Below are 25,759 nucleotides of genomic sequence, written 5' to 3' on the forward strand. Positions count from 1 at the left end.
GCCCTTATCAACAGGAATTAAAATGAGCGAAAGCTTTGCAGAACTCTTTGAAGAAAGCCTAAAAACCCTGAACCTTCAGGCAGGCTCCATCATCACCGCAGTCATCGTTGACATCGATTACCAGGCTGGTTGGGTAACCGTTCACGCTGGTTTGAAGTCTGAAGGCCTCATTCCGCTGGAACAGTTCCACAACGACGCTGGCGAACTGAACATCAACATCGGTGACGAAGTTCACGTTGCGCTGGACGCGGTCGAAGACGGCTTTGGCGAAACCAAGCTGTCCCGTGAAAAAGCCAAGCGCGCTGAATGCTGGATTGTTCTGGAAGCAGCCTTCGCAGCCGAAGAAGTGGTCAAGGGCGTTATCAACGGTAAGGTTAAAGGCGGCTTCACTGTCGACGTTAACGGCATCCGTGCGTTCCTGCCAGGTTCTCTGGTTGACGTCCGTCCAGTGCGCGACACCACGCACCTGGAAGGCAAAGAGCTGGAATTCAAGGTCATCAAACTCGACCAGAAACGCAACAACGTTGTCGTTTCCCGTCGTAGCGTCCTCGAAGCCGAGAACTCCGCCGAGCGTGAAGCTCTGCTGGAATCCCTGCAGGAAGGCCAACAAGTCAAAGGTATCGTCAAGAACCTCACCGATTACGGCGCATTCGTCGATCTGGGTGGCGTCGATGGCCTGCTGCACATTACCGACATGGCTTGGAAGCGTATCAAGCATCCTTCCGAAATCGTCAACGTTGGCGACGAGATCGATGTCAAGGTTCTGAAGTACGATCGCGAACGCAATCGTGTTTCCCTGGGCTTGAAACAGCTGGGCGAAGATCCATGGGTCGCTATCAAGGCTCGTTACCCAGAAAGCACTCGCGTAACCGCGCGTGTTACCAACCTGACCGACTACGGCTGCTTCGCTGAGCTGGAAGAAGGCGTGGAAGGCCTGGTACACGTTTCCGAAATGGACTGGACCAACAAGAACATCCACCCTTCGAAAGTCGTACAAGTCGGCGACGAAGTGGAAGTTATGGTTCTGGACATCGACGAAGAGCGTCGTCGTATCTCCCTCGGCATCAAACAGTGCAAATCTAACCCATGGGAAGATTTCTCTGGCCAGTTCAACAAGGGCGATAAAATCTCCGGCACCATCAAGTCGATCACCGATTTCGGTATCTTCATTGGTCTGGACGGCGGCATCGACGGCCTGGTTCACCTGTCCGACATCTCCTGGAACGAAGTGGGCGAAGAAGCCGTTCGCCGCTTCAAGAAGGGCGACGAGCTGGACACCGTTATCCTGTCGGTTGACCCAGAGCGCGAGCGCATCTCCCTGGGCATCAAGCAACTGGAAAGCGATCCGTTCTCCGAGTACGTTCAAGAGAACGATAAAGGCGCAATCGTTAAGGGTATCGTGAAAGAAGTTGACGCCAAAGGCGCCATCATCACCCTCGCTACCGATATCGAAGCTACTCTGAAAGCCTCCGAAATCAGCCGTGACCGCGTTGAAGACGCGCGCAACGTTCTGAAAGAAGGCCAGGAAGTAGAAGCCAAGATCATCAGCGTTGACCGTAAGAGCCGTGTAATCCAGCTCTCCATCAAGTCGAAAGACGATGCTGAAGAGAAAGAAGCAATCCAGAGCCTGCGCGACAAGCCAGCGACTTCGGAAATTGCTGCTGGTCCTACCACTCTGGGCGACCTGTTGCGTGCACAAATGGAAAAACAGAACTAAGTTCTGTCCGACCATAAAAAAAGGGCGACTTCGGTCGCCCTTTTTTACGCCTGCGATTTGACCCCCCCTCTATCAGGTGTGCACAAACCCCCCCGTAGGAGCTGCCGCAGGCTGCGATCTTTTGATCTTGGGTACCTCTGAAAAGATCGCAGGCTTCGCCAGCCCCAACCCCAGCCCCGACCGGGTGCACCCTGAAATCCCGGAAACACACGACCCCCATAAGAGCTGCGCGGCTGCGATCTTTTGACGCCACCTGTATCATTCTTTAAGTCAATCAATCGTCTATTCAAGGTTAAGCTAGGCTTTGACTTGAAGTGGCTGACAGCAGGGTAGGCCACCCTGCATAAGGAAACGGATGAACAAGCTCATTTTCATAATGGCAATGCTGGTTCTGACAAGCTGTACAACAAACACCAAAACTCACGTAATACACGGGGTCAGCGGCATAGAGATCGACTGTTCCGGCCTCGGCTCAGGCTGGGAGAAATGCTACAAGCGCGCAGCCCGCGAGTGTAAGGCCACAGGTTACAAGGTCATCACCAAGTCCAGCGATGTCAAAGAAGAAGAGGGGGATTACCTATTTGGCTGGAATCCGGCCGGCTACCTCTCACGCAAGATGCTGGTTGTCTGTCGATGAACGGCACAAATTCCCTGTTGCCAGAACACAAGACCTAAACTTTTTGCTTCAACAAATGTCGCGCCTCTTGGCCTGCACGCGCTATCTCAAGCGCCATGCAGATAAGTCAATACACGGGCTGTTCAAAATCCTCCGAGCATGCTAAAACCTTTGAAGCGCTGATCTAGCTGCTTGAAAAAGAAGGGAAAAATATGACGAAGTCGGAGTTGATCGAACGAATTGTCACCCATCAAGGGCTGCTCTCATCCAAGGATGTGGAGCTGGCCATCAAGACCATGCTCGAACAAATGTCCCAGTGCCTGGCCACCGGCGATCGGATCGAGATCCGTGGCTTTGGCAGCTTCTCCTTGCACTACCGCGCACCACGCGTAGGCCGTAACCCAAAGACTGGTCAGTCGGTCAGTCTGGATGGAAAATTCGTTCCTCATTTCAAGCCGGGGAAAGAGTTGAGGGATCGGGTGAATGAGGAGGAGGACGATGATCTATAACCCAAGGCCAAAGCGCAGAGGTTTTCATGCGGAACTTTAAACGCGTGGCTTTAGTCCTACTTGCGTTACTCATGGCCTTGGCTATCGTTCTGTTTATGCTTGAAAATAACCAGCCTGTAGCTCTGTTATTCCTTGGCTGGTCTGCTCCACAGCTTCCTGTATCAGTTTTCGTGCTGTTGGCGCTTCTGGCGGGTATGGCGATCGGCCCTTTACTGACCTGGTTCATGGGCGCGCGTCGACGGTTAAAGCAACGGATGAACTGAAACGAGTAGTCCTGGTGCAAAGATCATTGCTTTAAAAAGATTCTTCTAAGATTTTTGGTGCATTTTAGCTTGTATTTATTTGATCTCAGTTTGCAGCTATCTGTATTGGAGCCTTGTCAATCTTGTACTTTTAATGCGTTTAGCATAGTTGCAGGAAATGTCAAAAAAAAAGAACAAGAGGCTTCTTATGGTAAATAATCGTGCTGATGTGCAAGGCGCTGACGAAATTGATCTGATCGCGCTCGTTCGAGGGCTATGGGCGCAGAAGTGGCTAATTATTGGCGTCACCCTTTTAGTAACTGTGGGTGCGGGCGCGTACGCGTTTCTCAGTAAGCCGCTATACGAAGCCAAGCTTTTTATGTTACCCCCAACACAAAATGGCATTGCGGACTTCAATTATGGTCGCGGGAAAGACGCAGATCTCGATCTCTTTACGGTTAAAGATGTTTATGCCGTGTTTGTTAGGAACCTGCAGGGAGAGTCACTTCGTCAGGCTTTTTTCAATGACGTCTATCTTCCTTCGCTTAGTGAATCTGAGCGTATGGGTTCGCGGGACCGGAAATATCAGAATTTCTCCAGGCAATTAATTGTAGGAGGGCCGGATAAAGATAATCCGGATCGCTATACCGTGACTGTTCAAGGTTACGACTCGGCGCAGACGGCTGAGTGGACCAAGGCTTATGTGCAGCGCGCCAGTAAAGCGGCTGAGGCAGAGATGATCAAGAACGTCAGGAGCGAAGCTGTAGTAAGGGCGCGTAATCTTGAACAGCGGATCGGCGGCCTGCGAGAGAGTGCACAGCGGATGCGCGAAGATCACATTCAACAGTTGCGGGAAGCACTGCAAATTGCCCAAGCCATTGGCTTGGAGGCTCCGCATGTAACCTCTAATGCTTCAGTGGATATATCCGTGGAAACGGACAATCAACCGAATTACAGGCGTGGCAGCAAGGCCTTGGCCGCAGAGGTCAAGACGCTGGAGTCCAGGTCTTCAGACGACGCCTTCATTGCTGACTTGCGTCCGTTGCAAATGAAGTACAATTTTTACAGTAGATTGAATATTGATCCTGGAAATGTTTCGGTCTATCGACAGGACGGTAGCGTTGAAGTGCCTGATAGCCCGATCAAGCCTAAAAAAGCCTTGATTTTGGCGCTTGGAGTCGTAGCTGGATTGATGCTCGGTGGATTAATCGCCCTTATTCGATTCGCCTTGCTTCGAGTTCCTAGAGAAAGAAGTTAGCTTTCATTAGTTAATGAAAGCAAGAATTATTAATTTTTGAAAGTGGCCTAGTGGACTGAGCGGTTAATTCATTTATCTACCGGTGGCGATATACTGTGCGCTCAATATCATGGATTGGTTATGCGCATGGCCCGACCGACTTCCCCCTTCGCTTTAACGCCTTCTGATCTCATCGCCCTGCAAGGTTGGTTGCGTATGAGGACGCTGGAACAGAGCCTCGCCCTGCGAGCGCGCATCCTGCTTCTACTGGCTGATGGATTGACGCCCAAGGCCGTCAGCGAGCAGTTGCAGGTCACGCCGCCGACGGTATTCAAGTGGCGAAAACGTTATCTGGAGGCGGGAATCGAAGGGTTGAGTGATCTGCCGCGCAGCGGCCAGCCACTCAAACTTGGGCCCGAAAAAATCAACGAAATCCTGACACTGACCACCCGGCGTGTACCCCAGGAAGCCACTCACTGGAGCGTACGTTTGATGGCCAAGTATGCGCGGGTCACCACGTGGCAGGTTCGGCAGGTCTGGGCCGCTTCCGACCTCAAACCCCATCGTCTGAAGACCTTCAAAATCAGCAACGATCCTCATTTCGCCGACAAGGTAGTCGACGTGGTCGGGCTCTATCTGAACCCACCGGATAACGCCCTGGTGTTGTCGGTTGACGAGAAAACCCAGATCCAGGCGTTGGATCGCACCCAACCGATGCTACCGCTACGCCCAGGTCAAGTTGAACGTCGGACGCATGATTACAAGCGCCATGGTACGGCGAGTCTGTATGCGGCTTTCGACATCATGACCGGCCAGGTAATCGGACGGATTACCCAGCGCCATCGAGCCAAGGAGTTTCTGGCTTTTCTGCAACAGATTGACCGCAGCACGCCAGCCGGACTGGATCTGCATGTGATTCTGGATAACAGTTCGACCCACAAAACTGCTGCAATCAAGCAGTGGCTGGAAAAGCATCCACGTTTCAAATTGCACTTCACACCGACCAGCGCGTCTTGGCTGAACGCCGTGGAAGGTTGGTTTGCACATCTGGAAAGACGAGCGCTGTATCGGGGCGCCTTCACCAGCGTCGCCGACCTGAAGGCGGCTATCCGCCAATTTATCGAGGCTCACAATGAGCATTCAGCCAAGCCGTTCAAGTGGAATAAAACGGCTGAGGCCATCATTAGCTCGGTACATAAGGCAAAGCTGAGCGTGATAAAAAATAAATTAATGGATTAACCGCTCAGGCCACTAGGCGAAGAGTCGCGGTATCACAGCCTCATGCGGACGGTTACGCCATAGATCAGAACCCGATTAACCAGTGCTTTCCTGGGACTTAAGGCAATGGCTTCATCAGTGAGGTCGGGGCAGTTTTAACGCTCTAAAACCCAACGGTAACCGAAATTGTCTGCATAGATGACGGAATCTGCTCCAATGGTCGTATAATCAACCGTTTGAAGTCATGCGGCGCTACAACAGGCATAATGTAATTTTTTTGTTACGAAGCTCTAGCGGTGCTTGGAAAATGTCGTCAGTAGTGGGTTCTTTGCTTTGCTCTGAAGCCGTGATCTGGAAAATACTGGTGCAGACGCCATCAGCGTTCAAATAAAGCACCAGCTAAACCTGTGAAAAAAAAGCGATAGCGATATAGGATATGATCGTAAAGATTCGTAAAAGCTCGGAAAAGTCAAGGTCTTCTCAGAAAAGTAGGTGTTGCCTGCTGCGGCGCAGGCCTCGGCGGGAGGTTGCTGAGCGCGAACTGAATTGTCAGCATGGCACGTTCGTACCTCTGTTTTTCAGCCTTAGGGGTTTCAAACGAAGTGAAATACAATCTCAAGGACCACTCTTTACTGCTTATCGTTTGATCAGGCAACCATTCAATATCAACAGGGCTCTATCGCGCTTGATCCAGAGAGTCAATCAGCTGCCTTGGGTTAGCGGGGATGCCCAGACCTCCGACTTGTATCGACTCGTTAAAATCTTACGACTTACAAAAATATTATTAGTCACTAGACAAACTTGGCGTTCAGCTCGTAAAGATGATTCCCTTGATTTCGAAATGCCCCCTCAGATGGGGATGTAATGTTAGGTTTTTTATTTTTTGGAGGTTGAAGTGGTTAAGTTGGATTATTTAATTTCAATAGTTGTAGCAACACATAATCGGTCCCAGTATGCAATTTCATGTATCAAAAGTTTGCTGGATATTCAGTCCGATCTGATTCAGGTAGTCGTACATGATACCAGCGATGACGCATGCGAGTTGGCAAAGTGGGCTGAGATGAATAAGCACCCTAGGCTAGTATATGTACATTGGCCTGATCGTTTGTCCATGACCGAAAATCATGAGAAGGCTCTAGAACTCGCCGAAGGTGAGTATGTATGCTTGATTGGCGATGATGACACAGTTTCCCAATATATTGTGGATGTGGCCAAGTATGCAAAAAACCGATCTATAAAAATGATTACTCCTAAGGTAAAAGCTTCATATTATTGGCCCGATTTCAGGACAAAAAATTATGGGGGGGCGCATGCCGGAAAAATTTATTTATCTTCTTTTGATTTTTCTTTAGAAAAATATAATGTAAGCCAACGGTTGAGTTTTGCACTCGAAGGTGCTTGCCAAGGAACCGATGGACTTCCAAAACTATATCATGGTTTAGTGCATAGAGATCTTCTAGATATTATCCGTGCGAGAAATGAACGGCTTTTGTTTGGCACCAGCCCTGATATGTCGGCCGCGATATCATTATCCCTTTCAGGTGGGGATTATTACTTATTAGATTTTCCTTTTACAATGCCCGGTGGCGGTGGTGGGAGTAATAGCGGAAGAAGTGCGACAGGGAAGCATAAAGGCAATCTAGAGAAGGACCCGCATTTAACACCATTTAAAAACTTAAACTGGCCTAGCGTAATTCCTCGTTTCTTTAGCGTAGAAACGGTTTGGGGGCATGCAGCGTGGGAGACTCTATCGCAAAATAGTAATATGGAAGCCGGTAACTTCAATCTTTCAAGGCTCTATGCGCTTTGTTTTTTTCATCATTCGGATTATTTTAGCGAGACGCTTGAAGCTTGGCGCAATGCTAAGCGCGAAGGACGTGCTCATGTTGGAAATTCCGATGTATTAAAGGAGTTTGTTAACGTAGGGCTTAAATTTGTAAGCGCAAAGCTTAAAAGGTTAATGAATCCAGGGCCTAGTAATGGTTCGGAAACTGTTGCGGTTGTTAGTGATGTTTTCCAAGCGAGGCACAAACTTGATGAGAGTCTTAGCTTAAAGCTTGGTCATAAAATACTACCTTTATGGATTGTAGAGTGATATTTACTCAATCGTAGCTAACTGGATGCTGATGTGATAAAGCAAAGTAACCTTAGAACGCTTTTATTGGCTAGCTTCTCCGGAAGGTTGGTGTATGCACTCGCCAGTCTGGTGTCGCTACCGATACTTGCTAAGTTATTAGGTGCCGAATCCATAGGTCTCATTGGATTTTTTACAACCCTTGTAATGGTTATGATGGTCTTTGAGGGGGGGCTTACTAGTAACTTAATACAGCAGTTGGCAAGACGTAAGGTAAAAGAGAGTTATGCCTTTGAGCGATATTCCAGGTCCGCAGCTTCTTTGATACTGACCTACGTGATCTTTTTTTCGATAGTCGGTGGGGGTGTCGCTGTATTAGTTGCGTGCGCATCCGATGCCATTATGCATAAGTGGTTGAATTTTACTTTGCTTTCAACTACTCAGGTCGATGTGTCGATTAAGTTTATGGGTTTGTTCATCGCGATGAACTTGCCTGTGATGATTCTACAAGGCGTTTTTATCGGGAGAGAACTACAGCTTAAACTCAATTTGCTTTACGCACCCTATTCTATCGCGAGAACTATCGGGGTGCTTTTGGTGTTAAGTTGCTTCCCCTCTTTGTGCAATGTTCAAGGTTACTTTGCGCTGCAAGTTATAGTGCAAGGCATGTATCTATTGATATTGCTTTTTATGGTTTTTAAGGAGTATTCCGCTGTTTGGGCTGTAGTGGGAGTAAAGTTGCTGTATCTAAAAAAAGGCTTTTCGTTTAGTCGGGGGGTGTTACTTATTTCATTAACCTCTATCTTTGTCGTTCAGTACGATAAGGTTTATTTAAGTGGGCATATTCCGTTAGCGGATTATGCGGCATATACCTTGGCTGGCACTTTGGCAGGAATTCCGTATATTTTTTCGTCTGCACTAAACTCTGTGCTGTTTCCAAGGTTTTCCATGAACTTGGCATCCTCAGATACCGCTAAAGTTGTAGGCATATTTCGTGCGTCTTCTTGTGGCATCGCTTTGTTAATGACAGTGTTAAGCGTTGCAGTATGCTTTTTCTCTGAGATACCTCTAAGTATTCTATTTGAGCGAGAGTTGAGTTCGAATATACAGCTGTTTTTACCAGTGTTGTTGGTTGGCACTGCATTACAGTCATTATTGATAGTGCCTTATGCACTTCAGTTGGCCGCTAAGTGGACTACGTTGGCCCTGAGATTGAATTTGATATGGGTGCCAATTATACTCTTTTCATTACCTCCCCTCGTTTCCAAGTTTGGAGCCATAGGCGGAGCATATGGTTGGTTGATATATAATATTTTTTCTTGCGTGCTAACCTTCTTTTTTGTGGGTAAAAGGTTTGATTTTCTGAACAAGATTTCTGTTGAGATCGTGAAGTTAGTGATTGTAACAATTGTTATCTCAGTGTGTGTTTTTTACTCTGTTATTAAGCTTGTGCCTCTATTTTTTAATGATTATTTTGTCCTTGCTTTGGAGCTGGCAAGTGTGGTCGCAGTTGTCGTCACAAGTCTCTATTTGTTTAGAAAAAGCCTTATCCAGTTTCACTGATTTTGCTTGGTCTACGCTGTATTGGAAATGATGGCGATACATCTAATTGAAACGCGGATATGAGGGTGTGTACATGAAAGTTTTGGTCTTAGGCGCTACAGGGATGTTAGGTAGTGTGATGTTCAAGCAATTGGTAGAAGATGGCCGCTATGAAGTCAGGGGGACCTTGCGAAGTCCTGGTGGCCTTAAATATTTCACAAAGCAACACCAAGATTATTTGATTCCAAATGTGGATGTTTTGAACTCTGATGATTTGATTGTTCTGCTTTCAAGGCTTAAGCCCGACGTTGTAATTAATTGTGTTGGATTGATTAAACAGTTTTCCAGTGCGAAGGATCCTTTGGCTGCTCTTCCAATTAATTCGCTGCTACCGCACAGACTGTTAAAGTTATGTGAGCTCACCGGTGCAAGACTAGTGCAGATAAGTACAGATTGCGTTTTTTCAGGGAAAAAAGGTTCGTATACAGAGACGGATGTATCGGATGCAGAGGATCTTTACGGTAAGTCGAAATACATAGGTGAAATACATGACTCTAAACAAGCAATTACGCTTCGTACTTCAATTATTGGACATGAACTAAATTCAAGTAATTCGCTGATTGACTGGTTTCTTGCGCAACAGGGTATGGTCAAGGGTTATACAAAAGCTATCTTTTCCGGTCTGCCTACAATTGAGCTTTCGAGAATCATTCGCGACTATGTCCTTCCTCGTGAAGATGTCCATGGTTTGTACCATGTCTCGGCAGATGCTATTGACAAATTTTCACTGCTCGAGATGGTTGCCAAAGAGTACGGTAAAGACATCACCCTAACTGCCGACGAAACTGTGGATATAAATCGGTCATTGGATTCGAGCCGTTTCCGCACTATAATGGGGTACAACCCTCCATCCTGGGACGTACTCGTAGCTAATATGTATGCCGGCAAATGATGGCATTCCTAATTTGAGTAATTAAAATGTTTGATAATAAGGTGTTAATGATTACCGGGGGCACAGGCTCTTTTGGTAATACGGTTCTGAAACGTTTTCTTGATACGAATGTCAAGGAAATCAGGATTTTCAGTCGGGATGAGAAGAAACAAGAAGATATGCGTATAGCTTTATCGAATGATAAAGTTAAATTTTACATCGGTGACGTACGAGATTATTCGAGTATATCCCAGGCTATGGTTGGTGTCGATTACGTCTTTCATGCTGCGGCTCTAAAACAAGTTCCGTCGTGTGAATTTTTCCCGATGGAAGCGGTAAAAACCAACGTGTTGGGTACGGAAAATGTACTAAATGCGGCAATAGCATGTCGGGTAAAGCGGGTAGTGGTGTTAAGCACTGATAAAGCTGTTTATCCGATCAATGCTATGGGTATTTCCAAAGCTATGGCGGAAAAACTGGTTATTGCTAAGTCGAGGATGATTCCTGCTGAATCCGAAACCGTTATTTGCGCAACACGTTACGGAAATGTAATGGCATCGCGTGGGTCGGTAATTCCACTATTTGTTAATCAGTTAAAAACTAATCAGCAGTTAACTGTAACAGATCCTAATATGACTAGGTTTTTAATGTCTTTAGAGGACTCTGTGGATCTAGTGTTACATGCATTCGAACATTCTAAGCAGGGAGATATCTTCGTTCAAAAGGCTCCTGCTTCGACAGTAGAGGACCTTGCACAAGCGCTAAAAGAACTGTTCTCAAAGTCGGGTGACATTAAGATAATTGGCACGAGGCACGGCGAGAAGCTCTATGAATCTCTGATTTCTCGTGAAGAGATGGCAAAATCAGAGGATATGGGTAAGTACTACCGTATTCCAGCAGACAATAGAGATCTCAACTATGAAAAATATTCACTCAATGGCGAGCAAGAAGTATCACTGACAGAGGATTATACGTCGCATAATACTCAGCGGCTCTCTATAGAAGAAATAAAGAGTACGCTGTTGAGTCTGGAGTATATTAAAGAAGAGCTCGCTCAGAATTAGGAATAAACTGGCAAGGCCGGGGGTGCATGGCCTTGTTGTCTCTTAAATGACGGTTTGATGTACGTTCTGGAAAATACTGAGAAATGAGTAAAGAAATAAATGACTCGAGTGTAAGTTATGCTGAGGTAACTGTCGTTGTTCCTTGCTATCGCTGCAAAGATACGATTCATAGAGCACTCGAGTCTGTTTTCTTTCAAACGTTAAGACCGATGGAAGTGATCCTAGTTGAGGATTGTAGCGGTGATGGAACGTTAGATTTGCTCTATCAAGTGCAACGCTCCTATCCTGATGGGTGGATCAAAGTTATTCCACTAGAGCGGAATATGGGTCCAGGTTCCGCGCGGAATGTAGGTTGGGACAATGCCACAAAATCTTTTGTGGCATTTTTGGATTCTGATGATACTTGGCATCTTCAAAAAACTGAAATTCAATACCGCTGGATGGTCGAGCATCCTGAAGTTACTTTGACTGGGCAGGGATGCACAAATTTTAATGACCAGGTTTCTATTGTTTATAGTTTGGCCGAGGCTAGCTTTCACAATGTAAAAACTCAGGAGCTGTTATTTTCTAATAAGTTTTCAACCCCCTCGATCATGCTTAAAAAAAATCTTCCAATGCGGTTTCTTATAGGTAAGAGATTTTCGGAAGACTACCAGTTGTGGTGCGAGATATGCTGTTCTGAACTTCAATGCTATAGAATCTCTATTCCGCTGACTTACTGTCATAAACCTTTGTATGGGCACGCGGGTTTGAGTGCTAGTTTGTGGAAGATGGAGAAGGGAGAGTTAGGTGCATATAAAGCTCTCTATAAAAAAACTTTGATAGGCTTTGGTTCTCTGGTGATTTTTTCATCTTGGTCATGCGTTCGCTATGTACGACGAGTCATCAAAGTAAAACTTGGCTTTAAAATATAATGATATATATAGTATTTTGGGTTCTCATTTTATTTGCATTCTTCTGCACTCAAATAACGGGCAATAAAACTAGATTGTTTGGGTTTTTAACTCTGTTAGCTATAGCCTTCATCGCCATTTTTCGTGGTTCGGTGGGTACTGATACAAATACTTACGAACTCATAATGGAGAATTTACAAGGCGGAACGTGGCTTGAGGGTATGGAACCCGGTTTTGTAGGGTTGGGTTGGTTATACGTGAATGTTTTTGGTTCGACATTTGTTGCAGTGCGTGCAGTATCCGCAACTGTATTCATGATGTTGTTTTTATATTTGTTTAGAACAAATATAAATGAACGTTTTGCTTTGCTGGCTTACTTTATTCCAGCGTTTATATTTCAGTACAGCATGAATGCTTTGCGCATTGGTATGGCGTCTATATTGCTATTGCTAGCGGTTCAAGCATTCGGCAATTTAAAAAGGAAACCAAGTTTTATTTTAGCTGGTCTCGCTTTGTGCTTTCATTATTCGTCTCTCTTCTCGTTGCTTTTCCTTTGGGCTTCGCAAATAAGGTGGGCAAGGCTTTCCACAGTACTTGCCATCGTCTGTTTTGCTTTTTTGATGGTCGTTGTGTTTTATTTAAATGCGAGCTATTTCTTGATGAAATTGTCTGCGTATCAACTTTCGGAGTCGCCTGGTGCTCTATCAGGATTGAGTAAAGTTTTAATTATATCCATATTTCTAATTTCTGTGCTTTTTTCGCAACTTCCTAGAAGTGAAAAGCTGAAGCTGTTTTCTTTAGGTTCTGGATTTACATTATTGTTTTGGATGTTATCCGGAATTAGCTACGCAGGACTTAGATTTTTAGATTTGATGTCTTTCGCGCTTCCGCTTTCAATTATCGCGACGCATAGCAGATTATGTTTGGGTTTTAGTTTTCCTATTAAAGTTGGTATGTTTATGGCTGGGCTACTTGCGGTATTTAGTACGTATCGCAATTTCTTGATGGAGGCTGGTGATGGACCCTCTCCTTTTCTACCTTATGATTTTTTCTTCGGGAATGGTTTGTTTTGATAGTGTTTATGGTAGAGCGGGGCATGCCACTGCTCGGGGAGATATTAGGTTTCTCGCATAAGTGCTTTAATCGTAGAATGTTTTTTATGAATTTTAATCAAGCGACGCTGTGTGATTTGATGTGACTTTGGAGGTTTGGAATGTTGATATTACTCACGGGCGGCGCTGGATATATTGGTTCGCATACCGCTCTTGAACTGCTTTCAAGCGGTCATGATGTTATTGTATTTGATAATTTGTGTAATAGTTCAAAAGAGTCGCTGTCGCGTGTAGAAACTCTTGCTGGTAAAAGCCTTTTGTTTGTTGAGGGCGACCTTCGTGATCATAAGAAGCTCGATTCATTATTCTCTAAATTTCCCATTGATGCTGTTATACATTTTGCAGGGCTAAAAGCAGTGGGCGAAAGCGTGGAAAAGCCCATTGAATATTATGATAACAATGTGATTGGCAGCATAAATTTATTGCACGCTATGGCTGCAGCGAATGTTTTCAAATTGGTTTTTAGCTCTTCGGCAACGGTTTACGGTGTTCCGAAAAATATGCCCATCACTGAAGATTTTCCAGTTGGCGCTCCAACTAGTCCCTATGGATGTTCAAAGTTAATGGTGGAGCAAATTTTGCGGGATCTTGTACTTTCAGATTCTCGCTGGGGAGTAGCCATACTTCGTTATTTTAACCCCGTCGGGGCGCACCCGAGTGGATTGATTGGTGAGGATCCAAACGGTAAACCTAATAATTTGCTTCCCTATATAGGTAAGGTGGCATTGGGTAAACTTTCGGAATTATGCGTTTATGGAGACGATTATCCAACTCGCGACGGCACGGGTGTTAGGGATTATATACATGTGATGGATTTGGCTAAGGGGCATTTGGCCGCGTTAGATTATGCGAATCGTATAGCGGGTTTAAATGTATGGAATCTAGGCACGGGCAAAGGCTTTTCTGTTTTAGAGGTGGTGTCGGCATTTGAGGTGGCTTCGAATAGGAAATTACCTTACTGCGTAAGTGCCAGGAGACCTGGAGATATAGCAGAATGTTGGTCTGATCCAAGCAAAGCCGGTCGCGAACTTGGCTGGTTTGCGAAGTTGACGTTGGAAGATATAATGAAAGACACATGGAATTGGCTAGTCAAGAATCCCGATGGATACAAAAGTAAATGAAGATAGTCTTGGTTGGAACTACAGCAGGTTGTGTTCTTGGCTTTCGAGCGGATCTAATACGTGCTTTAGCGTCTGATGGGCATCAAGTATATGCGTTAGCACTGGACTACGATGCTGATAGCCGCTCTAAAGTTGAGTCATTGGGTGGGCATCCGGTTGACTACAGTTTTAGTCGTGCTGGGCTGAATCCATTTGGCGATTTAGCAGATACTTTGAAGCTGGCAAGAGTTATTAAATCAATTTCTCCAGATTTGGTATTCTCATATTTTGCCAAACCGGTAATTTTTGGTACGTTGGCCGCTGTGTTGGCTGGGGTTAAGCGGCGACTTGGTATGTTGGAGGGGCTTGGGTACGTTTTTACGGAGACTCCTGAGGGGTTCAGTTTTAAAAGAAAACTTTTGAAACTGGTTCAAGTTTCTCTTTATCGGATTTCATTTCCCTTTCTCGAAAGATTAATTCTACTAAATAAGGATGATAAGGTAGACCTGGTTGAGCGGTATAAACTCAAAGTTTCTAGAGTGGAGGTGCTTGGCGCAATTGGTTTAACGTTGGACGATTATCCTTATTCTAAACCACCTACTTCACCCGTTAGTTTTATTTTTGTAGGGCGCTTATTAGCTGAAAAAGGTGTTAACGAATTTATTCAGGCAGCGCGCTTGGTTAAGGCCCGTTTTGCTACGGCTAGATTTATTATGCTGGGGGGGGTTGATGATTCGAATCCGGGTGGGTTGACTGTAGCTGCCCTCGAGGCGCTTAAGCGTGAGGGCCTAGTTGAGCATCCAGGTCATGTTAGCGATGTTGTAAGTTGGATCTCAGCTGCAAGTGTGTTTGTGTTACCTTCGTATTATCGAGAGGGTGTTCCAAGGAGCACTCAGGAGGCGATGGCGATTGGCAGGCCTGTAATCACCACGGATGTGCCAGGTTGCAGGACGACAGTCGTTGATGGTCTTAATGGATATTTAGTTTCTCGATGGTCTCCAGTGGATCTTGCGAAAAAAATGGTTTATTTCATTGAAAATCCTGAGCAGATTGAAATAATGGGATTGCAAAGCTATAAGATGGCTCAGGAGAACTTCGATTCATTGGTTGTTAATAAACGGCTTATGAGCTATTTGGTCAAATAATAGGCTGGCTGTTGAGTTTGCCATCTAGGTGGATTATGGAAGGTTCTAAGTTGGTTGTGCTTCTTACAGGTGTTACAGGTTTTGTTGGTGGGGCGCTTTTGAACTATTTAAGCGCGGCTAACAAGTACTCTCTACGTGCTTGTACGCGTGATGGAAAGACGTTTCCACAAGAAAATATTAAAACGGTGCACTTTAAGGAGTTCAACGGAGATACCTCTTGGGGCGACGGGCTTAAGGATGTTGATGTTGTTGTACATTCAGCTGCGCGAGTTCATGTGATGAATGAAGTTGCGGTGGATCCCCTTGCTGAATTTCGAGAAGTAAATGTCCGAGGTACTTTAAATCTCGCTCGCCAAGCTGCAGCATTCGGCGTGAAGCGCTTTGTTTTTATTAGCTCAGTCAAGGTTAGTGGTGAGGGGAGTGTTCCTGGGTTTGCTTATAAAACAGATGGAATAGCATCTCCATCTGATCCATATGGAATCTCAAAGTTTGAGGCGGAAAACGAGCTACTTGCCCTCTCAGCTGAAACAAATATGGAAGTTGTGATTGTTCGACCTGTGCTTGTCTATGGGCCTGGTGTCAAAGCTAACTTCTTGAATATGATGAAGTTTTTAGATAGGAGAATTCCTTTACCTTTACCTTTTGGGTCGATTTCTAATAAGCGTAGTTTCGTGTCTTTAGATAATTTGATTGATTTTTTAGACTTATGTTTAAAACATCCTGCAGCGGCGAATCAAATTTTCTTCGTTAGCGATGGCGAAGATTTGTCCACTCCACAGTTACTGCGGATGATGGCAACGGCGTTAGGAAAAAAGGCTTTTCTTATCCCGGTCCCCGAAAAAATATTAGTTACTGCGGCAAAGCTTTTGAAGAGGAAAGAGCTTTCCAATCGGTTGTGTGGTTCATTGCAGGTTGATATTAAAAAAAATTATGATCTATTGGGGTGGACGCCTCCCGTCAGCGTTTCAGTGTCTCTGGCTAAGACTGCAAAAAGCTATCTGGAGAGTAAACTATTATGAATTTATTGTGGTTATTTCCTTTCGTATTTGGCCTCTCGTTCTTTCTGACTTTTGGGTTAAGAAAGTACGCTCTAGCTAATAGCCTTATTGACGTCCCTAATGCTCGAAGCTCTCATGTGGTACCTACTCCTAGGGGGGGAGGGGTGTCAATTGTATTGAGTTTTTTGCTTTTTTTACCTGTGCTTGGGTACGCTGAAGTCCTGTCGTGGAATAGTGTTTGGGCGTTGCTTGGTGCGGGAATCGGGGTGGCAATCGTAGGTTTTTTGGATGATCACGGTCACATTGCTGCCAGATGGAGGTTGTTGGGGCATTTTGCCGCAGCTGCTTGGGTATTGTTTTGGCTTGGGGGATTGCCACCACTTTCTGTATTTGGCCTTGTAGTGAATATGGGGTGGTTAGGTAGCGTACTTGCTGCTATTTTTCTGGTTTGGATGCTAAACCTTTATAATTTTATGGATGGCATCGACGGTTTGGCGAGTCTCGAAGCGATAAGCGTTTGTACCGGAGCGGCTTTGCTTTATTGGTTGTCGGGTTCGTTAAATTTAATTTGGGGGCCTCTACTTCTAGCGCTTGCCGTTTCTGGTTTCCTATATTGGAATTTCCCCCCCGCGCGCATTTTCATGGGAGACGCAGGGAGCGGTTTTTTGGGTATAGCACTGGGGACGCTTTCGTTGCAGGGAGCATGGGAGCATTCAGATCTCTTTTGGGGTTGGTTAATATTGCTCGGAGCCTTTATTGTTGATGCAACGGTCACGCTTATCCACCGGCTTTTTAGAGGGGAAAAGGTCTATGAAGCTCACCGTAGTCATGCATATCAGTTTGCCGCTCGTTGGTTTGGGGCTCATCTTCAAGTTACGTTAATAGTTGGATTAATTAATTTACTTTGGTTGTTACCCATTGCAATCTTGGTTGTAATAAAAGAACTCGATGGAGCAATGGCTTTGGTGCTAGCATATGCACCTTTGATTTTGCTGGCGTTAAAATTTAAAGCGGGAGCCGCAGAGGTCCGGTAAAGGATGTGCGCCTTCGCGGCCATTATTTATCTGGTGCTTAATGTTGGGAGATAAGTACAATGGATAGGTATGGCGTTTTGGAGTAAGTGACTTGTTCGAGGTAGTTATGGATAGATTACGCAAATTTTTGGTCGAGTTACCACGGCGCCAAAAACGATTGATTCAGGTCTCTGCAGACATCGTTCTCGTATGGTCGGCATTATGGCTTTCGTTTATTGTTCGTCTAGGTTTGGATGAGATTGTAAATCCTTTCACCACTCACACGTGGCTTTTTTTGAGTGCTCCAGTCATAGCCATACCTCTTTTTGTTCGTTTCGGTATGTATCGGGCCGTAATGCGCTATTTCGGTAATGACGCGCTTATTGCAATCATCAAAGCGGTCACCCTCTCATCGCTGATTCTCGGCGTGGTGGTTTTTTGGTACAGCAACCATCAGAACGTCGTGCCGCGTTCAATCATTTTTAACTACTGGTGGCTCAGTCTCATTATGGTGGGCGGACTCCGCTTGGCCATGCGTCAGTATTTTTTGGGTGATTGGTTCGCAGCTGCCCAGCATGTTCCTTTCACTAATCGCGATAATGGTTTACCAAGAGTCGCGATCTATGGTGCCGGAGCTGCTGGTAATCAATTGGTTGCTGCCTTGCGTATCGGACGGGTTATGCGACCAGTGGCGTTTATCGACGACGATAGCAGTATTACGGATCGCGTGATCTCTGGGCTTCAGGTCTACAAGCCGAAACACATTCAGCGAATGATCGATGCTACAGGTGCGCAGGAAATTCTCCTCGCGATTCCCTCATCCAACCGTGGTCGTCGTCGGGAAATTCTCGGTTTTCTCGAAGGCTTCCCTCTTCACGTTCGAAGCATCCCAGGTTTTATGGATCTGGCCAGTGGTCGAGTGAAAGTCGACGATATCCAGGAAGTGGATATCGCCGACTTGCTCGGTCGCGATGCAGTACCCGCGCAAGGCGAATTGCTTGAGCACTGTATAAAAGAGCAACACGTCCTTGTAACCGGAGCTGGGGGATCAATTGGTTCGGAACTGTGCCGGCAGATCCTCGCGTTGCGCCCGACTACACTTTTGCTCTTTGAGCATAGCGAATTCAACCTTTACTCTATTTTGTCGGAGTTGGAGCAACGAATCACCCGCGAATCCTTGTCGGTTCGCCTGCTACCAATCCTCGGATCTGTCCGTAATCGAGACAAGCTCCTGGACATAATGAAGACCTGGCATGTAGACACGGTCTATCACGCCGCCGCTTACAAACACGTGCCGATGGTCGAGCACAATATTGCCGAAGGCGTTCTGAACAATGTGATCGGCACGCTCAATACGGCCCAGGCTGCGCTGCAAGCTGGTGTTGCTAATTTCGTGTTGATCTCTACGGACAAGGCTGTGCGCCCCACCAACGTGATGGGAAGTACCAAGCGTCTTGCTGAATTGACGCTTCAGGCACTGAGCCGGGAGATTGCGCCGGTGTTGTTTGGTGATACAGCTAACGTGTCGCGGGTGAATAAAACCCGCTTCACCATGGTGCGGTTTGGTAATGTGCTGGGATCCTCCGGTTCGGTGATTCCGCTGTTCCACAAGCAGATCAAATCGGGTGGACCGTTGACCGTTACCCATCCCAAGATCACTCGTTACTTCATGACCATTCCTGAAGCAGCGCAGCTGGTGATCCAGGCTGGCTCCATGGGGCAGGGCGGTGATGTATTTGTGCTGGATATGGGCGAACCGGTAAAGATTGTCGAACTGGCAGAGAAGATGATTCACTTGTCTGGTTTGAGTATTCGCTCGGACAAAAACCCGCAAGGTGACATAGCAATAGAGTTCACAGGACTTCGCCCTGGCGAAAAGCTTTACGAAGAGTTGCTGATCGGCGACAATGTAGTTGCTACCCAACATCCGATGATCATGAGTGCCAATGAGGATCATCTATCCTGGGATTTGCTCAAGGCCAAACTGACGGAACTGCTTGCGGCAGTTGAACAGGATGACTATGCCCGAGTCCGTCAATTGCTACGCGACACGGTCAGTGGGTATGCACCAGACGGCGAGATCGTCGATTGGATATACCAGCAACGCCGCCTCGAACCCTGATTGCACATATGCTGTAACTCAGCCACTTTTGACATACGCATGACATCGCCTAGGTTTGAAATGCAGCCTCGGAAAAGCTGCTTCTCCCTTATCGATGTCATGGAGTGTCACTTATGCGTATTGCCTACTTCTCTTCTCTGGTCTTTGCTCTGCTGGCCAGTGCCTCTCTTGCCGTACACGCTGCACCTGCCAAATCGGAGACCAATGCGTCTGTGGCGGTAAAAGTGACCTCTGCCGGGCAGACCTCCAGAGTCAATCTCAATACGGTCGATGCTGCCACCCTACAGCGCGAACTCTCAGGGATAGGCGAGTCCAAGGCGAAGGCGATCGTGGCTTACCGCGAAAGCAATGGGCCATACACTTCGGTAGATGAGTTGTTGGAGGTCAAGGGGATTGGCAAGGCGATTCTGGACAAGAATCGCGACATGCTTGACATCCAATGATGTATGACTTGTTCGTCCTAGCCAAGACCTATCATTGACTGCAATGCCGTTCACTTAGGCGGAGCGGCATTGCGACCTTCGGCCTATGGTTTTAAGCATCTTTATTGCCCTGGGCCTCGATGGTCTAGGGTGTTTTTTATGAGGCGGGTGCTAATGCTGCGTAATTACTCCATAAGTCCACTTTTTAAAGGTGGGCTTTATTTCGTAAGCGATCCACCGAGTACACATTCACTGCCGCCAGTTGAAGCCTGATGCTGTGCTCCCGATTCCCATCAGGAGCCCGCAACCATGATGCGTCCCGACGCCAAAGTCGAAAAAGTGTACCTCTCCCCGAAACCAGTCGACTTCCGAAAATCCATCGACGGCCTGGCTGCGCTAGTCGAGTTGGATATCAAGGTTGCCGTGTTCGACCCGGTGCTTTTTGTTTTCCTCAACAAGCCCCGCAACCGGGTGAAGATCTTGTACTGGGAGCGCAACGGCTTTTGCCTTTGGCTCAAGCGCCTGGAGTCCGAACGTTTCAAAACCGCGCCTGATCCTACTGACGAACCGATTGTTTTGAGCGTGCAGGAATTGAATTGGTTGTTGGATGGTTTTGACCTGTGGACGAACCGTCCGCATCAAGTTTTAACACCAAGATTCGTCGCCTGATCGGATATAATCCGGGCATGAATTTGATGCCCGACAACCTTCCTGATGACCCTGTACAACTCAAGCAACTGCTGCTTGAGTCTCTCGCTCAGCAGGCCAAAACAGCTGAAGCGCTTCTGGCTCAACAAGGTCAGATTGTTGATCTGAAAGAACAGATCAAGTTGCTACGTCAGCGCTTGTTCGCGAGCAAATCAGAACAAACAGTCGATCCGCAGACACCGCAGCTCGCGCTCTTTAATGAGCCCGAAAGCCTCGCGGTTCCGGTCACCGATGAGTCTGACGAAGAGTTTGTTGCCCCGACCCAGCTCCGTGGCAAACGCAAACCGCTGTCCGCCGACCTGCCGCGTATTGAAGTCATCCACGAGCTGCCCGAACACGAACTGACTTGCCTTTGCGGTTGCCGCAAACACGTCATCGGCGAAGAAACCAGCGAACAGCTGGAGATCGTGCCGATGCAGATCCGCGTCATCAAACACATCCGCAAGGTCTACGCTTGCCGTGGTTGTGAAACGGCACCGGTCACTGCTGACAAACCGGCACAACTGATTGAAAAGAGCATGGCCAGTCACAGCGTCCTGGCGATGCTGCTGACCACCAAATACGTCGACGGTTTGCCACTGTATCGGTTCGAAAAAGTACTTGGCCGACACGGCGTCGATATCCCCCGCCAAACCTTGGCGCGCTAGGTGATCCAGTGCGGCGAACACTTGCAACCGTTGCTGAATTTGATGCGCGACCGATTGCTGGAAAGTCCGGTGATCCACTGCGACGAAACGCGGGTACAAGTGCTGAAGGAACCGGATCGAGACCCGACCAGCCAGTCTTGGATGTGGGTCCAAGCCAGCGGCCCGCCTGAACGCCCAGTTGTCCTGTTTGACTACACCACCAGCCGAGCGCAGGAGGTGCCGTTGCGCCTGCTTGCCGATTATCGCGGCTACCTGATGACCGACGATTACGCCGGTTATAACGCCTTGGGCGCGCAGCCAGGTGTCGAGCGTTTGGGCTGCTGGGCACATGCGCGACGTAAGTTCGTCGATGCGCAAAAAGTGCAGCCCAAGGGTAAGACCGGGCGAGCCGACATCGCGCTGAACCTGATCAACAAACTCTACGGCATCGAGCGCGAGTTCAAAGAAGCCAGCGATGACCAGCGCTTTAGCGCTCGACAGGAAAAAGGCCTGCCGGTACTCGCAGAACTGAAAAGCTGGCTGGAGAAAACCCATCCCCAGGTGACGACGCAAAGTGCCTTGGGTAAGGCCGTCGGTTATCTGGCCAGCAACTGGAGTAAGCTTGAGCGTTACACCGAGGCCGGCTTCCTGCCCATCGATAACAACAGGGCAGAACGAGCAGTAAAACCCTTTGTTATCGGTCGCAAAAATTGGATGTTCAGCGACACGCCCAAGGGCGCGACGGCCAGTGCGCAGATCTATAGCCTGGTCGAAACTGCCAAAGCCAACGGCCAAGAGCCCTATACGTGGCTGCGTCACGTATTGGAACGCTTGCCGCTGGCGGCTTCGATTGAAGACTTCGAAGCCTTGCTGCCATGGAACTGCTCCCCGACTATCTCGCGCTAAATACACACATCGTTTTTTTTGCCATGTGTGGTTTATGGGGCGCTTACTGTAGATGATGGATCGCTTGCATTATCTCCGGCGATCTGATCACAGGCACTATCCAGGAATAGATTACAAAAATTGTCTTTTTATTCACAGCGTTATGTTCCGCCGAACATGATTGGTAGCTCTCTATGTCGTATAGTTGAGAGTTATAATTGGGGGGCGCTATATTGCGAAGAACAGTTCTACTTAAATTGCAAGTTGAGCTTTTGCTGATCCAGTTCAAAAGCCGTCCTACTAATGGTGGTCACCTGAATCCTGGTCGCTTAATTTGCAATCGAAAAAATTAGGAATTGAGGAGATTAGTTAGCACGTACTTTCTACTTCTTCCGTGCAGGTAAGTTGCTCATTGGCGCAATGGTCCAATACATGGCAATAGATGTCGATGACAGGCGTGACATAGTGCTCACTCCCACTTTCGCCCTCGGCAAAACCTTAAGATTACAAGCAGTTGCGTTGACGTAGGCTAGGTTATTACGCCACAACCCCTTAATCAAAACTGTGTGTCGCAGTTGGTAACTCGTCCGTTCGTTTTTGTTGTGCGGAACTCATACTCCCTGCATCCTAGCATTGGGTGCTGATCAGCTTATTTACGCTGTTTCCGAGTTTAAACACCACACCACGGAGACACCCTCTCGATAATTTATCCGTGGTAAAATTCAGTTTATGGATTATAGGTGCCTAAACATGCACAAAAAAGTACTTTTAGAACTGAAAGATTTCCCTTGATGCCGCTAATTTTAGTCGGGACTTCGCCTTTTGGATAACGTCTGACTGTTGGTAGTTCAAGGCAACGATAATTTAATTTCGGGGCCCGATAGGAGAGATAGGCTAGCAGTTCATAGTTGATGAATTCATCGCGAAATAGCGCTACATCTTGATCCAATAGCATTTTTCGGCTGTAGGCACGAAAACCCTGAGTGGTATCAGTCCATCTAAAACCGGAAAATAAGCTCAGCATCGGCGCATGGATATAGCGAATGGCGAAATCTCGCGATTGAGGTGTGTTCTCTGCAACGCCTCCTGCCACAAATCGAGATGCCTGTACGAAATCGATACCTTGTTTTAACGCTTCGATAAAGCGGGGTATTGCTTCTGGATCATCTTTATCATTGCCGTCAATGGTAACTATGCCCTCGTATCCTTGGTCGAGTGCAAATGCATAGGCACAGCGGAGTTGTGCACTTAGTTTGCCAGTATCTGTCTTGAGTAAAAGACCTCGCACACCTGCCTGTTGTAGCGCGTGGAGTTCAAGGGAATCATCTGTGCTGCCACCATCAACAATGATAATATCAGCGAGAAGTTCGATTTTAAGAGCTGACATCCTGGCTAACAGGCTCTTTATTCTTTCACCTTCATTGATGACGGGAATTACCACGCACCATGGATGCTGACGACCAAGCCATAGTGGTTTTTCGAAAGCCGGCACTTGCCAAGCGGCACGTAGTGCAGGAGTGATTTCGGGAGACTTGAGCATATTTACCTTCAGGCAATTCGCGCTGTAATCAGCGCTACGCCAACAATTACCAAAGCGATTCCTACCCCTGTTGTCCAGTGGAAAGACTCACGAAAAATGAGCACAGAAAAGAGGGCTACAGTCGCGACTGCTCCTGCAGTCAGAACCGGATGCGCTACATTGAGGGGGAGGCGGGCCAGAGCGGCGGCATAGAGAAGGAATGCTGCACCATAAAGCCCAAGCCCTATCCAGAATGGCCAATTACCCAAGGCGGCTGAAGGGTCGTTGAGAGAGGGGAACTTGCGCGGAGGCATCATGGCCATCTTGACCAGTACACTGGCAGAGGCATTAGATAGAATTCCCAAAAACAGGATTAGCCACTTCATACAATCGCCCCAACGTCATCTCTGCGGTAATGTTGCACTGCCACGGTAAGAGCACGCTCAATCGACACCGCATGCGGTTCATGCTTAGTCGCGAGCATCTCTATGGATACCAAATGCTCGGGTAGATGCTGCTTCAGGAGTAACCCCATTTGTCCATGATCAGTCCCTCCTTCGCCCATAGGCAATAGGTCAGGTTCGCTGGCGTGCACATGGCCAATCAACGTTGCACACTCTTTTAGTATCACACGAGCATTTTCGCAGTTTATGACCATTGCACCAGTATCTAACTGCATTCTGATGGCTGGGTGAGAAATTTTCCTAACAGTTTTCAGCGTTTCAGCGCTAGTCGTCATGAAGTTCGCGCCATAGCAGGTCGGATTTGGTTCTAGGCAGATCATCACACCACGAGCTAGGGCAATATCACCCAGTTGTCTGAAAAATGGAACAGCCACGTCCAGAGCCTCCTGATCGTTCAGTCCTGTTCTATCACGATTCTTCGGTGAACCAAATACCAAGCGAGTAGCACCCAGACCTGCGCCAATACGACAAACCGCCGCCAGATGTTGGAGTAAAGTAGACTGACTCTCCTGCGAGCCAAAAACGTTCAAGCCCGAGGTGCCGAATAACAACGCCTGCATACCGGTAATTTCAATGCCACGCTCAACCCACCAGTTCTTGACGCTTGCAATGTCGTCATCAGTAGCCTTAGCTGGTTCCGGAAAATATTTACCTGGAGCGACATCAATCGCATCCACAGCAAAGCGCTGAAGCAACGTAGCAATCACATCATCTTCTGCAACATCCCAAGCGATATTAGAAAGGGCCAGCCTCATATGATCACCTCTGAATCAGATTTTAGCGTACGTGGTTCCGATTGCGCATAAGATCTTACTGCTTGAATAGTTTCACGAACGCTGTATTGATAGCGGCCAGATACTCCAAATAACTGGGCGTACTTAGTCTGCATGTCATAGCTGGCAACCAGGTTTGATACTTCATTGAAAAAGGCTTTGCCAAATCCTTTTTGTGCAACCTCCGCAATACTGAGAGGCGCCGCAGTGAGATGAATCAACTTCAAACTCGCATTTAGTGCCGTTTGTATGTCATACCAAAGGTTGACCATGGGGTAAAACTGAAAATTACCTCGGCTATCAATCGTCTGGAGGTTGTTATCATTCAAAAAATCAAATATGGCGTTTTTCCGCAAGCCCGGGCCAACCAGACCAGGCAGACGAACTATTAAGTGGTTTGGGAAATGTTTTTCGACAAACTTTTCCAGAAGTCGACGATGCAGGCCATAGGCATGTAATCCTGATTCATCAACAGGAGCATCCTCATCCACTCCTAAGGCGCTCTTGAAGACATCCGCTGTGCTAATCAAAACAAAACTCTTGCACTCGATAGTTTTAAGGTGAGATATGAGGTTCTCGATTTTGACGCGATCAACCTCTGGCGCCTGATTCGCAATCCACTTCTGGGCGGGTGCGCCTGCACACACCACAGTGTCAAATTTTTGGCCATTGATATCGTTGATGTTGAGCGAGCGAAAAAGCTTTTCAAAGTGATACTGTCGGAGAAGAGTACCGCCTACAAAACCTGAAAATCCAATTAGCGCTGTCATTAGCGTAGGTCCGCATTCAATATTTAATTAAAAGTCCGAAACTCAGAAGCCGTTCACAA

23 protein-coding genes and 1 pseudogene are annotated in these 25,759 nt (G+C 47.1%); 20 read left to right on the top strand and 4 right to left on the bottom strand.

Features of this window, described 5'->3' with window-relative positions; genetic code table 11:
• The first annotated feature begins 22 nt into the window (after positions 1-22).
• From rpsA to tnpC, 20 genes and pseudogenes are all read left to right on the top strand, one after another.
• Positions 23-1,717: a 30S ribosomal protein S1 gene (gene rpsA, locus ACA064_RS07530; RefSeq protein ID WP_497672808.1), complete on the top strand. Its 1,695-nt coding sequence runs from the start codon at positions 23-25 to the stop codon at positions 1,715-1,717.
• Positions 1,718-2,072: 355 nt separating this feature from the next.
• Positions 2,073-2,354, top strand: coding sequence for a hypothetical protein (locus ACA064_RS07535; protein ID WP_497672809.1), 282 nt, complete (start codon positions 2,073-2,075; stop codon positions 2,352-2,354).
• A 191-nt stretch (positions 2,355-2,545) separates the two neighbouring features.
• Positions 2,546-2,842 carry an integration host factor subunit beta gene (ihfB, locus tag ACA064_RS07540; RefSeq protein WP_497672810.1) on the top strand — a complete coding sequence of 99 codons (297 nt, stop codon included), beginning with the start codon at positions 2,546-2,548 and terminating at the stop codon, positions 2,840-2,842.
• A gap of 26 nt (positions 2,843-2,868) precedes the next feature.
• Positions 2,869-3,105 (top strand): lipopolysaccharide assembly protein LapA domain-containing protein, encoded by a 237-nt coding sequence (locus ACA064_RS07545; protein WP_497672811.1) that lies wholly within the window; start codon positions 2,869-2,871, stop codon positions 3,103-3,105.
• 187 nt (positions 3,106-3,292) lie between these two features.
• Complete coding sequence (locus ACA064_RS07550; RefSeq protein WP_497672812.1) at positions 3,293-4,342, top strand: LPS O-antigen chain length determinant protein WzzB; 1,050 nt, start codon at positions 3,293-3,295, stop codon at positions 4,340-4,342.
• A gap of 126 nt (positions 4,343-4,468) precedes the next feature.
• Entirely contained in the window at positions 4,469-5,560 is a 1,092-nt protein-coding gene (locus tag ACA064_RS07555; protein ID WP_497674191.1) for an IS630 family transposase, read from the top strand.
• Between the two features lie 874 nt (positions 5,561-6,434).
• Positions 6,435-7,634, top strand: a complete 1,200-nt coding sequence (locus tag ACA064_RS07560; protein ID WP_497672813.1) for a glycosyltransferase family 2 protein — start codon at positions 6,435-6,437, stop codon at positions 7,632-7,634.
• A gap of 90 nt (positions 7,635-7,724) precedes the next feature.
• Positions 7,725-9,176, top strand: a complete 1,452-nt coding sequence (locus tag ACA064_RS07565; RefSeq protein WP_497672814.1) for a lipopolysaccharide biosynthesis protein — start codon at positions 7,725-7,727, stop codon at positions 9,174-9,176.
• A 73-nt stretch (positions 9,177-9,249) separates the two neighbouring features.
• Positions 9,250-10,107, top strand: a complete 858-nt coding sequence (locus ACA064_RS07570) for a dTDP-4-dehydrorhamnose reductase family protein (protein WP_497672815.1) — start codon at positions 9,250-9,252, stop codon at positions 10,105-10,107.
• Positions 10,108-10,133: 26 nt separating this feature from the next.
• On the top strand, positions 10,134-11,150 hold the full coding sequence (locus ACA064_RS07575; protein WP_497672816.1) for a polysaccharide biosynthesis protein: 1,017 nt from the start codon (positions 10,134-10,136) through the stop codon (positions 11,148-11,150).
• 83 nt (positions 11,151-11,233) lie between these two features.
• Positions 11,234-12,064 carry a glycosyltransferase family 2 protein gene (locus tag ACA064_RS07580; RefSeq protein WP_497672817.1) on the top strand — a complete coding sequence of 277 codons (831 nt, stop codon included), beginning with the start codon at positions 11,234-11,236 and terminating at the stop codon, positions 12,062-12,064.
• Positions 12,064-13,116, top strand: coding sequence for an EpsG family protein (locus ACA064_RS07585; RefSeq protein ID WP_497672818.1), 1,053 nt, complete (start codon positions 12,064-12,066; stop codon positions 13,114-13,116). Before ACA064_RS07580 ends, ACA064_RS07585 begins: the two co-directional genes overlap by 1 nt.
• Before the next feature lie 140 nt (positions 13,117-13,256).
• Positions 13,257-14,276, top strand: coding sequence for a UDP-glucose 4-epimerase GalE (gene galE, locus ACA064_RS07590; RefSeq protein ID WP_497672819.1), 1,020 nt, complete (start codon positions 13,257-13,259; stop codon positions 14,274-14,276).
• The gene (locus ACA064_RS07595) at positions 14,273-15,400 is read left to right on the top strand and encodes a glycosyltransferase family 4 protein (protein WP_497672820.1); all 1,128 of its coding nucleotides are present in this window, start codon (positions 14,273-14,275) and stop codon (positions 15,398-15,400) included. The genes galE and ACA064_RS07595 overlap by 4 nt, the downstream gene beginning before the upstream one ends.
• A gap of 35 nt (positions 15,401-15,435) precedes the next feature.
• The gene (locus ACA064_RS07600) at positions 15,436-16,419 is read left to right on the top strand and encodes a UDP-glucose 4-epimerase family protein (RefSeq protein ID WP_497672821.1); all 984 of its coding nucleotides are present in this window, start codon (positions 15,436-15,438) and stop codon (positions 16,417-16,419) included.
• Positions 16,416-17,432, top strand: a complete 1,017-nt coding sequence (locus ACA064_RS07605; protein ID WP_497672822.1) for an MraY family glycosyltransferase — start codon at positions 16,416-16,418, stop codon at positions 17,430-17,432. The genes ACA064_RS07600 and ACA064_RS07605 overlap by 4 nt, the downstream gene beginning before the upstream one ends.
• A 106-nt stretch (positions 17,433-17,538) precedes the next feature.
• The gene (locus tag ACA064_RS07610) at positions 17,539-19,533 is read left to right on the top strand and encodes a polysaccharide biosynthesis protein (protein WP_497672823.1); all 1,995 of its coding nucleotides are present in this window, start codon (positions 17,539-17,541) and stop codon (positions 19,531-19,533) included.
• A gap of 113 nt (positions 19,534-19,646) precedes the next feature.
• On the top strand, positions 19,647-19,976 hold the full coding sequence (locus tag ACA064_RS07615; RefSeq protein ID WP_497672824.1) for a ComEA family DNA-binding protein: 330 nt from the start codon (positions 19,647-19,649) through the stop codon (positions 19,974-19,976).
• A gap of 288 nt (positions 19,977-20,264) precedes the next feature.
• A complete protein-coding gene (tnpB, locus tag ACA064_RS07620; protein ID WP_497672825.1) occupies positions 20,265-20,624 on the top strand; it encodes an IS66 family insertion sequence element accessory protein TnpB in 360 nt (119 codons plus the stop codon).
• 17 nt (positions 20,625-20,641) lie between these two features.
• Positions 20,642-22,195: pseudogene (gene tnpC / locus ACA064_RS07625) on the top strand (IS66 family transposase).
• A 706-nt stretch (positions 22,196-22,901) separates the two neighbouring features.
• Here tnpC and ACA064_RS07630 read toward each other — a convergent pair.
• From ACA064_RS07630 to ACA064_RS07645, 4 genes are read right to left on the bottom strand one after another with little or no spacing between them, the layout of a single operon-like run.
• Positions 22,902-23,714 carry a glycosyltransferase family 2 protein gene (locus ACA064_RS07630; RefSeq protein ID WP_497672826.1) on the bottom strand — a complete coding sequence of 271 codons (813 nt, stop codon included), beginning with the start codon at positions 23,712-23,714 and terminating at the stop codon, positions 22,902-22,904.
• 8 nt (positions 23,715-23,722) lie between these two features.
• Positions 23,723-24,079, bottom strand: coding sequence for an EamA family transporter (locus ACA064_RS07635; RefSeq protein ID WP_497672827.1), 357 nt, complete (start codon positions 24,077-24,079; stop codon positions 23,723-23,725).
• The gene (locus ACA064_RS07640) at positions 24,076-24,912 is read right to left on the bottom strand and encodes a sugar phosphate isomerase/epimerase family protein (protein ID WP_497672828.1); all 837 of its coding nucleotides are present in this window, start codon (positions 24,910-24,912) and stop codon (positions 24,076-24,078) included. The genes ACA064_RS07635 and ACA064_RS07640 overlap by 4 nt, the downstream gene beginning before the upstream one ends.
• Entirely contained in the window at positions 24,909-25,700 is a 792-nt protein-coding gene (locus tag ACA064_RS07645; protein ID WP_497672829.1) for an NAD-dependent epimerase/dehydratase family protein, read from the bottom strand. The genes ACA064_RS07640 and ACA064_RS07645 overlap by 4 nt, the downstream gene beginning before the upstream one ends.
• Positions 25,701-25,759: the final 59 nt, after the last annotated feature.

The sequence above is a fragment of the Pseudomonas sp. LBUM1658 genome (genome assembly GCF_059716055.1).

Bases quoted from the DNA above. Each gene is read 5' to 3' on its own strand.
- ACA064_RS07640 (WP_497672828.1), bottom strand. From the start codon at position 24,912: ATGAGGCTGGCCCTTTCTAATATCGCTTGGGATGTTGCAGAAGATGAT.
- ACA064_RS07535 (WP_497672809.1), top strand. From the start codon at position 2,073: ATGAACAAGCTCATTTTCATAATGGCAATGCTGGTTCTGACAAGCTGT.
- ACA064_RS07615 (WP_497672824.1), top strand. From the start codon at position 19,647: ATGCGTATTGCCTACTTCTCTTCTCTGGTCTTTGCTCTGCTGGCCAGT.
- ACA064_RS07585 (WP_497672818.1), top strand. From the start codon at position 12,064: ATGATATATATAGTATTTTGGGTTCTCATTTTATTTGCATTCTTCTGC.
- rpsA (WP_497672808.1), top strand. From the start codon at position 23: ATGAGCGAAAGCTTTGCAGAACTCTTTGAAGAAAGCCTAAAAACCCTG.
- ihfB (WP_497672810.1), top strand. From the start codon at position 2,546: ATGACGAAGTCGGAGTTGATCGAACGAATTGTCACCCATCAAGGGCTG.
- ACA064_RS07630 (WP_497672826.1), bottom strand. From the start codon at position 23,714: ATGCTCAAGTCTCCCGAAATCACTCCTGCACTACGTGCCGCTTGGCAA.
- ACA064_RS07580 (WP_497672817.1), top strand. From the start codon at position 11,234: ATGAGTAAAGAAATAAATGACTCGAGTGTAAGTTATGCTGAGGTAACT.
- ACA064_RS07545 (WP_497672811.1), top strand. From the start codon at position 2,869: ATGCGGAACTTTAAACGCGTGGCTTTAGTCCTACTTGCGTTACTCATG.
- ACA064_RS07595 (WP_497672820.1), top strand. From the start codon at position 14,273: ATGAAGATAGTCTTGGTTGGAACTACAGCAGGTTGTGTTCTTGGCTTT.
- ACA064_RS07610 (WP_497672823.1), top strand. From the start codon at position 17,539: ATGGATAGATTACGCAAATTTTTGGTCGAGTTACCACGGCGCCAAAAA.
- ACA064_RS07555 (WP_497674191.1), top strand. From the start codon at position 4,469: ATGGCCCGACCGACTTCCCCCTTCGCTTTAACGCCTTCTGATCTCATC.
- ACA064_RS07550 (WP_497672812.1), top strand. From the start codon at position 3,293: ATGGTAAATAATCGTGCTGATGTGCAAGGCGCTGACGAAATTGATCTG.
- ACA064_RS07635 (WP_497672827.1), bottom strand. From the start codon at position 24,079: ATGAAGTGGCTAATCCTGTTTTTGGGAATTCTATCTAATGCCTCTGCC.
- ACA064_RS07600 (WP_497672821.1), top strand. From the start codon at position 15,436: ATGGAAGGTTCTAAGTTGGTTGTGCTTCTTACAGGTGTTACAGGTTTT.
- ACA064_RS07645 (WP_497672829.1), bottom strand. From the start codon at position 25,700: ATGACAGCGCTAATTGGATTTTCAGGTTTTGTAGGCGGTACTCTTCTC.
- ACA064_RS07575 (WP_497672816.1), top strand. From the start codon at position 10,134: ATGTTTGATAATAAGGTGTTAATGATTACCGGGGGCACAGGCTCTTTT.
- ACA064_RS07570 (WP_497672815.1), top strand. From the start codon at position 9,250: ATGAAAGTTTTGGTCTTAGGCGCTACAGGGATGTTAGGTAGTGTGATG.
- ACA064_RS07605 (WP_497672822.1), top strand. From the start codon at position 16,416: ATGAATTTATTGTGGTTATTTCCTTTCGTATTTGGCCTCTCGTTCTTT.
- tnpB (WP_497672825.1), top strand. From the start codon at position 20,265: ATGATGCGTCCCGACGCCAAAGTCGAAAAAGTGTACCTCTCCCCGAAA.
- galE (WP_497672819.1), top strand. From the start codon at position 13,257: ATGTTGATATTACTCACGGGCGGCGCTGGATATATTGGTTCGCATACC.